This window comes from uncultured Sphingomonas sp., assembly GCF_964250165.1.
Taxonomy (GTDB): domain Bacteria; phylum Pseudomonadota; class Alphaproteobacteria; order Sphingomonadales; family Sphingomonadaceae; genus Sphingomonas.
In genome coordinates this window covers 1-4,586 of the sequence record NZ_CAXUEK010000128.1, presented here as the reverse complement: position 1 = coordinate 4,586, position 4,586 = coordinate 1, and the positions used below count along the sequence as shown (strand labels likewise).

The window sequence follows — 4,586 nt, the reverse complement described above, 5'->3', positions numbered from 1 at the left end:
CTGGTGGAGATTGGCATAGCCCCCTTGCGCGAACGCGCGCAGCAGGTTGAGCGTCGCCGCGGACTGGTTGTAGGCCTTGACCATCCGCTGCGGATCGGGCGTGCGCGCCGCCGGCTCGAACGCGATGTCGTTGACGATGTCGCCGCGATAGCTCGGCAGCGAGACGCCGCCCTGCTCCTCGGTCGCGCCCGAGCGGGGCTTGGCGAACTGGCCGGCCATGCGGCCGAGCTTCACGATCGGCAGCTTCGAGGCATAGGTCAGCACCACCGCCATCTGCAGGATGACGCGGAACGTGTCGCGGATGTTGTTGGGGTGGAACTCGGCGAAGCTCTCCGCGCAGTCGCCGCCCTGGAGCAGGAAGGCGCGGCCGGCGGCGACCTCGGCCAGCGACGCGGTCAGGTTGCGCGCTTCCCCGGCGAAGACCAGCGGCGGAAAGGAGCGCAGCGTTTCCGTCGCGGCGTGGAGCGCCGCGGCATCGCGATAGTCTGGCTGCTGGCGCGCGTCGTGCGCGGTCCAGCTGTCGGGAGCCCAGGCGGGCATGGCGGGTCGTCCACTGGCGATGATCGACCCGCCATGCGCCAAAGCGCGCGCGGGCGCAATCAGGCGGCGGGCAGCCAGTTGCCGTGGAACCCCGGCGGCACGCGGTGCGGCAGCCGCACGCTCGCCACCGGCGGCCCGGCGATCGCCCGCGCGTCGAGGATGACGAGGTCGGTCACCTCGCGCGGCAGGTCGACGACCAGGCCGATCAGATAGCCTTCGTCTTCGCCGGCATCGGGACGGGCTGGCACGAAGACGAACTCGCCGGGATGGCGACCCGAGCCGAAGTCGTGCGTCTCGCGCGTCCCCGTGGCGAGGTCGTGCTTGTAGAGCGCGGTCGCGCCGACGAACTGCGCCTCCGGCTCGGTCGGCAGGGCGAGCGCGTAGGCGTAGCGGTAGGGCTGGCCCCAGCGACGCTCGTCGGGACGGGGAAACTCCTGCGGCGTGGCGTCCAGCGTGCGCCGCGCGACGGTGCGGGCGACGGGATCGACCGTCCACCGCTCCAGCCCGAGATTCTGCCCGTCCGGCCCGTGCCGGCCGTCCGCGAACATGGTGCGGTAGGCGACGACGTCGAGCACCACCGTTCCGTCGGCATCGTCATAGCTGTTGGCGAGATGGAAGACATAGGCCGGCTCCACCGGACACCAGATCACATCCTCGCCGTGGCCGGCGCGCGGCAGCAGGCCGATCCGCGCCTGGTGATCGGGATTCCAGCGATAGGGGAAGGAATGGCCGCCGATCATCGCCTTCATCGCGAAGGTGACGGGCAGGTCCAGGATGACCGCATAGCGCGCGGTGACGCCGCAATCATGGATCGAGGGGCCGTGCGCCACCGTGACCGGCTCCTCCCGGATCACCTGGCCGGCCGGCGACAGGACGACGTGGCGAATGGTGGTCGGATCGGTCGCCTCATAGGCGATGGCATGATGTTCGCCGGTGGCGGGGTCGCGATGCGGGTGGGCGCTGAACGAGCCGGCGAGCGTATCGTCGAAGGCATTGTAGGTCTGCTCGTCGAGCGTGTCGGCGAGCTCGACCGGATAGCTGCCCGCCTCCACCAGCGCCCAGGTGCGGCCGGCGACGCCGATGACGTTGGTGTTGACCGTGTCGAACCCGTGGCGCGGGCCGGGTGCCGCGCCGGCGGGGAGGTGCGCGCCGACTTTCGCCGAGCGGATCCAGCGGTTGCGATACCATTGCGCGCGGCCGTCCTTCAGCGCGATGCCGTGGACCATGCCGTCGCCCGTGAACCAGTGATAGCCGGCCGGGTCGGGCGCGATCGGGTTGGGCCCGATCCGCAGGTAGCGACCGTCGAACACCGGCGGGATGGTGCCGGTGACGGGCAGGTCGGTGAGCGTCAGCTCTTCCGTCATCGGCGCGTGGATGCCCGACAGGAACGGGTGCGGCGCGCCGCCGTCGTCCAGTCGCCGGCGGTTGAACTCGGCGACCTTGCCCAGCCCCTTGGCGACGGTGGAGCGGAGGACGGTTTCGATCGCGCTTGCCATGACGACTCACTCCTGCAATGTTTACAGCATCAACATAACGGCAAAGATAACAGTGTCAACATCGCGGACCTATCATCATGGCAGCCTGCGCGAGGCGCTGATCCAGGCCGCGCTGGCACAGATCGAGGCGGGCGAGCCGCTGTCGCTGCGAGAGGCGGCGCGGCGCGCGGGGGTCAGCGCGACAGCGGTCTATCGTCATTTTCCCGACAAGCAGGCGTTGCTCGGCGCAGTGGCGCGGGCCGGGCTGGCGCAGCTGGGCGCGGCGCAGCACGCCGCTTATGACGCGGCGGGCGGCGGGGCGGCAGGGTTCAACGCCACCGGGATCGCCTATGTCCGCTTCGCCCTGGCGCATCCGGCGCTGTTCCGGCTGATCTTCGGCCAGCCTGTCGGGGACGTGCTGGCCGCGGGAAGCGGCGACGACGCGATGACCTTCCTCCTCGCCAACGCCGCCGCGCTCGCGCCGCCCGGCGTCGAGGCGCGCGTGTTCGCGCTCCAGGCCTGGTCGATCGCGCACGGGTTGGCGATGCTGATGCTCGACGGCGCGGTGCCGGTCGACGAAGCGGTGATCGCACGCGTGGTCGACGCGCACGCGATGCTGGGGGCGGTCAGTCGCCGTCCACGGCATTGAGGATGGCGCGGCCATAGGCGGTTTTCTTGAGCGCTTCGCCGCGCGCGCGCGCCTGATCGGCGGAGATGAAGCCGCGCTCGAACGCGATCTCCTCCAGGCAGGCGACCTGGATGCCCTGGCGATGCTGGATGGTGCGGACGAACTCGCTCGCTTCCAGCAGGCTGTCATGCGTGCCGGTATCGAGCCAGGCATAGCCGCGCCCCATCTGCTCGACGTGGAGCTGCCCTTGTTCCATGTAGAGGCGGTTCAGGTCGGTAATCTCATATTCGCCGCGCGCCGAGGGGGCGAGATCGGCGGCGAGATCGAGGACGCGGTTGTCGTAGAAATAGAGGCCGGTGACGGCGCAGTTCGACTTCGGCTGCGCGGGCTTCTCCTCCAGGCTCAGCGCGCGGCCGTCGGCGGCGAGCTCGACGACGCCGTAGCGTTCGGGGTCCTCGACCCGGTAGCTGAACACGGTTGCCCCATGCTCGCGCGCCACCGCGCTCGCCAGCAGGTCGGTCAGGTGCGCGCCGAAGAAGATGTTGTCGCCCAGCACCAGCGCAACCCGGTCCGTCCCGACGAACTCGCGGCCGATGGTGAAGGCCTGCGCCAACCCCTCGGGGCGCGGCTGCTCGGCGTAGCTCACGGCGAGGCCCCAGTCGCTCCCGTCGCCGAACATGCGGCGATAATTGTCGAGGAACTCGGGGCTGGAGATGATCAGGATGTCTCGGATGCCGGCCAGCATCAGCACCGACAACGGGTAATAGATCATCGGCTTGTCATAGACCGGCAGCAGCTGCTTGTTGATCGCCAGCGTCGCCGGATGGAGGCGGGTGCCGGACCCGCCGGCGAGAATGATGCCCTTCATGCATGGGCTCCCAGGAGGTCGTCGAGGATGTCGTCCAGCGCCTCGCCCCAGGGCCGCGGCGTGATGCCGAACGTGGCGCGGATGGCGTCGTGGCTGAGCAGCGAATTGGCGGGGCGCCGCGCGGGCGTCGGGTAATCGGCGGTCGCGATCGGCTCGACCGTGACGGTCGGGCCGCCGCGCATCGCACCTTTCTCGAAGATCGCGCGCGCGAAGCCCGCCCAGGTCGTCGGCCCGGCGTTGCTGAAATGATAGGTGCCCGAGGGCAGGTCGGCGTCGTCGGCGAGGCGCGTTGCGATCGTCACCAGCGCGCGCGCGAGATCGGCGGCGGCGGTCGGACTGCCATGCTGGTCGTCGACGACGCGCAGCCGGCCCCGCTCGGCACCGACGCGGAGCATCGTCTTGACGAAGTTCGCCCCGTGCGCCGAGACCACCCAGGCGGTGCGGACGATCGCGTGGCGCGCGCCCGACGTGCGGACCGCCAGCTCGCCGCCAAGCTTCGACGCGCCATAGACGCCGAGCGGCCCGACCGGATCGTCGACCTCCCACGCGCCCTGCTTGTCGCCGTCGAACACGTAATCGGTCGAGACCTGCACCAGCGGAACGCCCGCTCGCGCGCAGGCCGCGCCGAACGCCGCGGGCGCGAGCGCGTTGACCTGCCAGGCGAGCACCTGGTCGCTCTCCGCCTTGTCGACCGCGGTATAGGCGGCGCCGTTGATGACGGCCGCCCAGGGGCGTTCCGCCACCTTCGCGGCGATCGCGGCGGTGTCGGTGAGGTCGAGGTCGGCGAGGTCGATCGCGACCACCTCCCAGCCGTCGGGCCAGGCGCAGCGCTGCAGCTCGGTGCCGAGCTGCCCGCCCGCGCCGGTGACGAGGACGTGCCTCATGCCGCGACCCCGCGCCGGGCGGCCGCGTTCGCCGCGACCAGCGGCCGCCACCACGCCTCGTTGTCGAGATACCAGCGCACCGTCTTCTCGATGCCGCTCTCGAACGTCTCCAGCGGCGTCCAGCCCAGCTCGGCGCCGATGCGGCTCGCGTCGATCGCGTAGCGCTTGTCGTGGCCGGGCCGATCGGCGAC

5 protein-coding genes and 1 pseudogene are annotated in these 4,586 nt (G+C 70.8%); 1 reads left to right on the top strand and 5 read right to left on the bottom strand.

The genetic code is table 11. The features are described 5' to 3' along the window. Both ACFE64_RS15210 and ACFE64_RS15205 read right to left on the bottom strand, forming a co-directional pair. Positions 1-540 (bottom strand): 3-deoxy-7-phosphoheptulonate synthase (locus ACFE64_RS15210; RefSeq protein ID WP_375393299.1); only part of this gene is annotated, 540 nt, incomplete at its 3' end. Between the two features lie 59 nt (positions 541-599). Then, positions 600-2,036 carry a carotenoid oxygenase family protein gene (locus ACFE64_RS15205; RefSeq protein ID WP_375393298.1) on the bottom strand — a complete coding sequence of 479 codons (1,437 nt, stop codon included), beginning with the start codon at positions 2,034-2,036 and terminating at the stop codon, positions 600-602. A gap of 52 nt (positions 2,037-2,088) precedes the next feature. Between ACFE64_RS15205 and ACFE64_RS15200 the strand changes: the two genes are divergently transcribed. Further along, entirely contained in the window at positions 2,089-2,664 is a 576-nt protein-coding gene (locus ACFE64_RS15200; protein WP_375393297.1) for a TetR/AcrR family transcriptional regulator, read from the top strand. Here ACFE64_RS15200 and rfbA read toward each other — a convergent pair. The 3 genes and pseudogenes from rfbA to ACFE64_RS15185 form a co-directional block, all read right to left on the bottom strand. Next, a complete protein-coding gene (rfbA, locus tag ACFE64_RS15195) occupies positions 2,642-3,511 on the bottom strand; it encodes a glucose-1-phosphate thymidylyltransferase RfbA (protein WP_375393296.1) in 870 nt (289 codons plus the stop codon). The genes ACFE64_RS15200 and rfbA overlap by 23 nt on opposite strands. Further along, on the bottom strand, positions 3,508-4,395 hold the full coding sequence (gene rfbD / locus ACFE64_RS15190; RefSeq protein WP_375393295.1) for a dTDP-4-dehydrorhamnose reductase: 888 nt from the start codon (positions 4,393-4,395) through the stop codon (positions 3,508-3,510). The genes rfbA and rfbD overlap by 4 nt, the downstream gene beginning before the upstream one ends. After that, positions 4,392-4,586 (bottom strand): annotated as a pseudogene (locus ACFE64_RS15185) (dTDP-glucose 4,6-dehydratase); the annotation flags it as partial. The pseudogene ACFE64_RS15185 and the gene rfbD, both read right to left, overlap by 4 nt.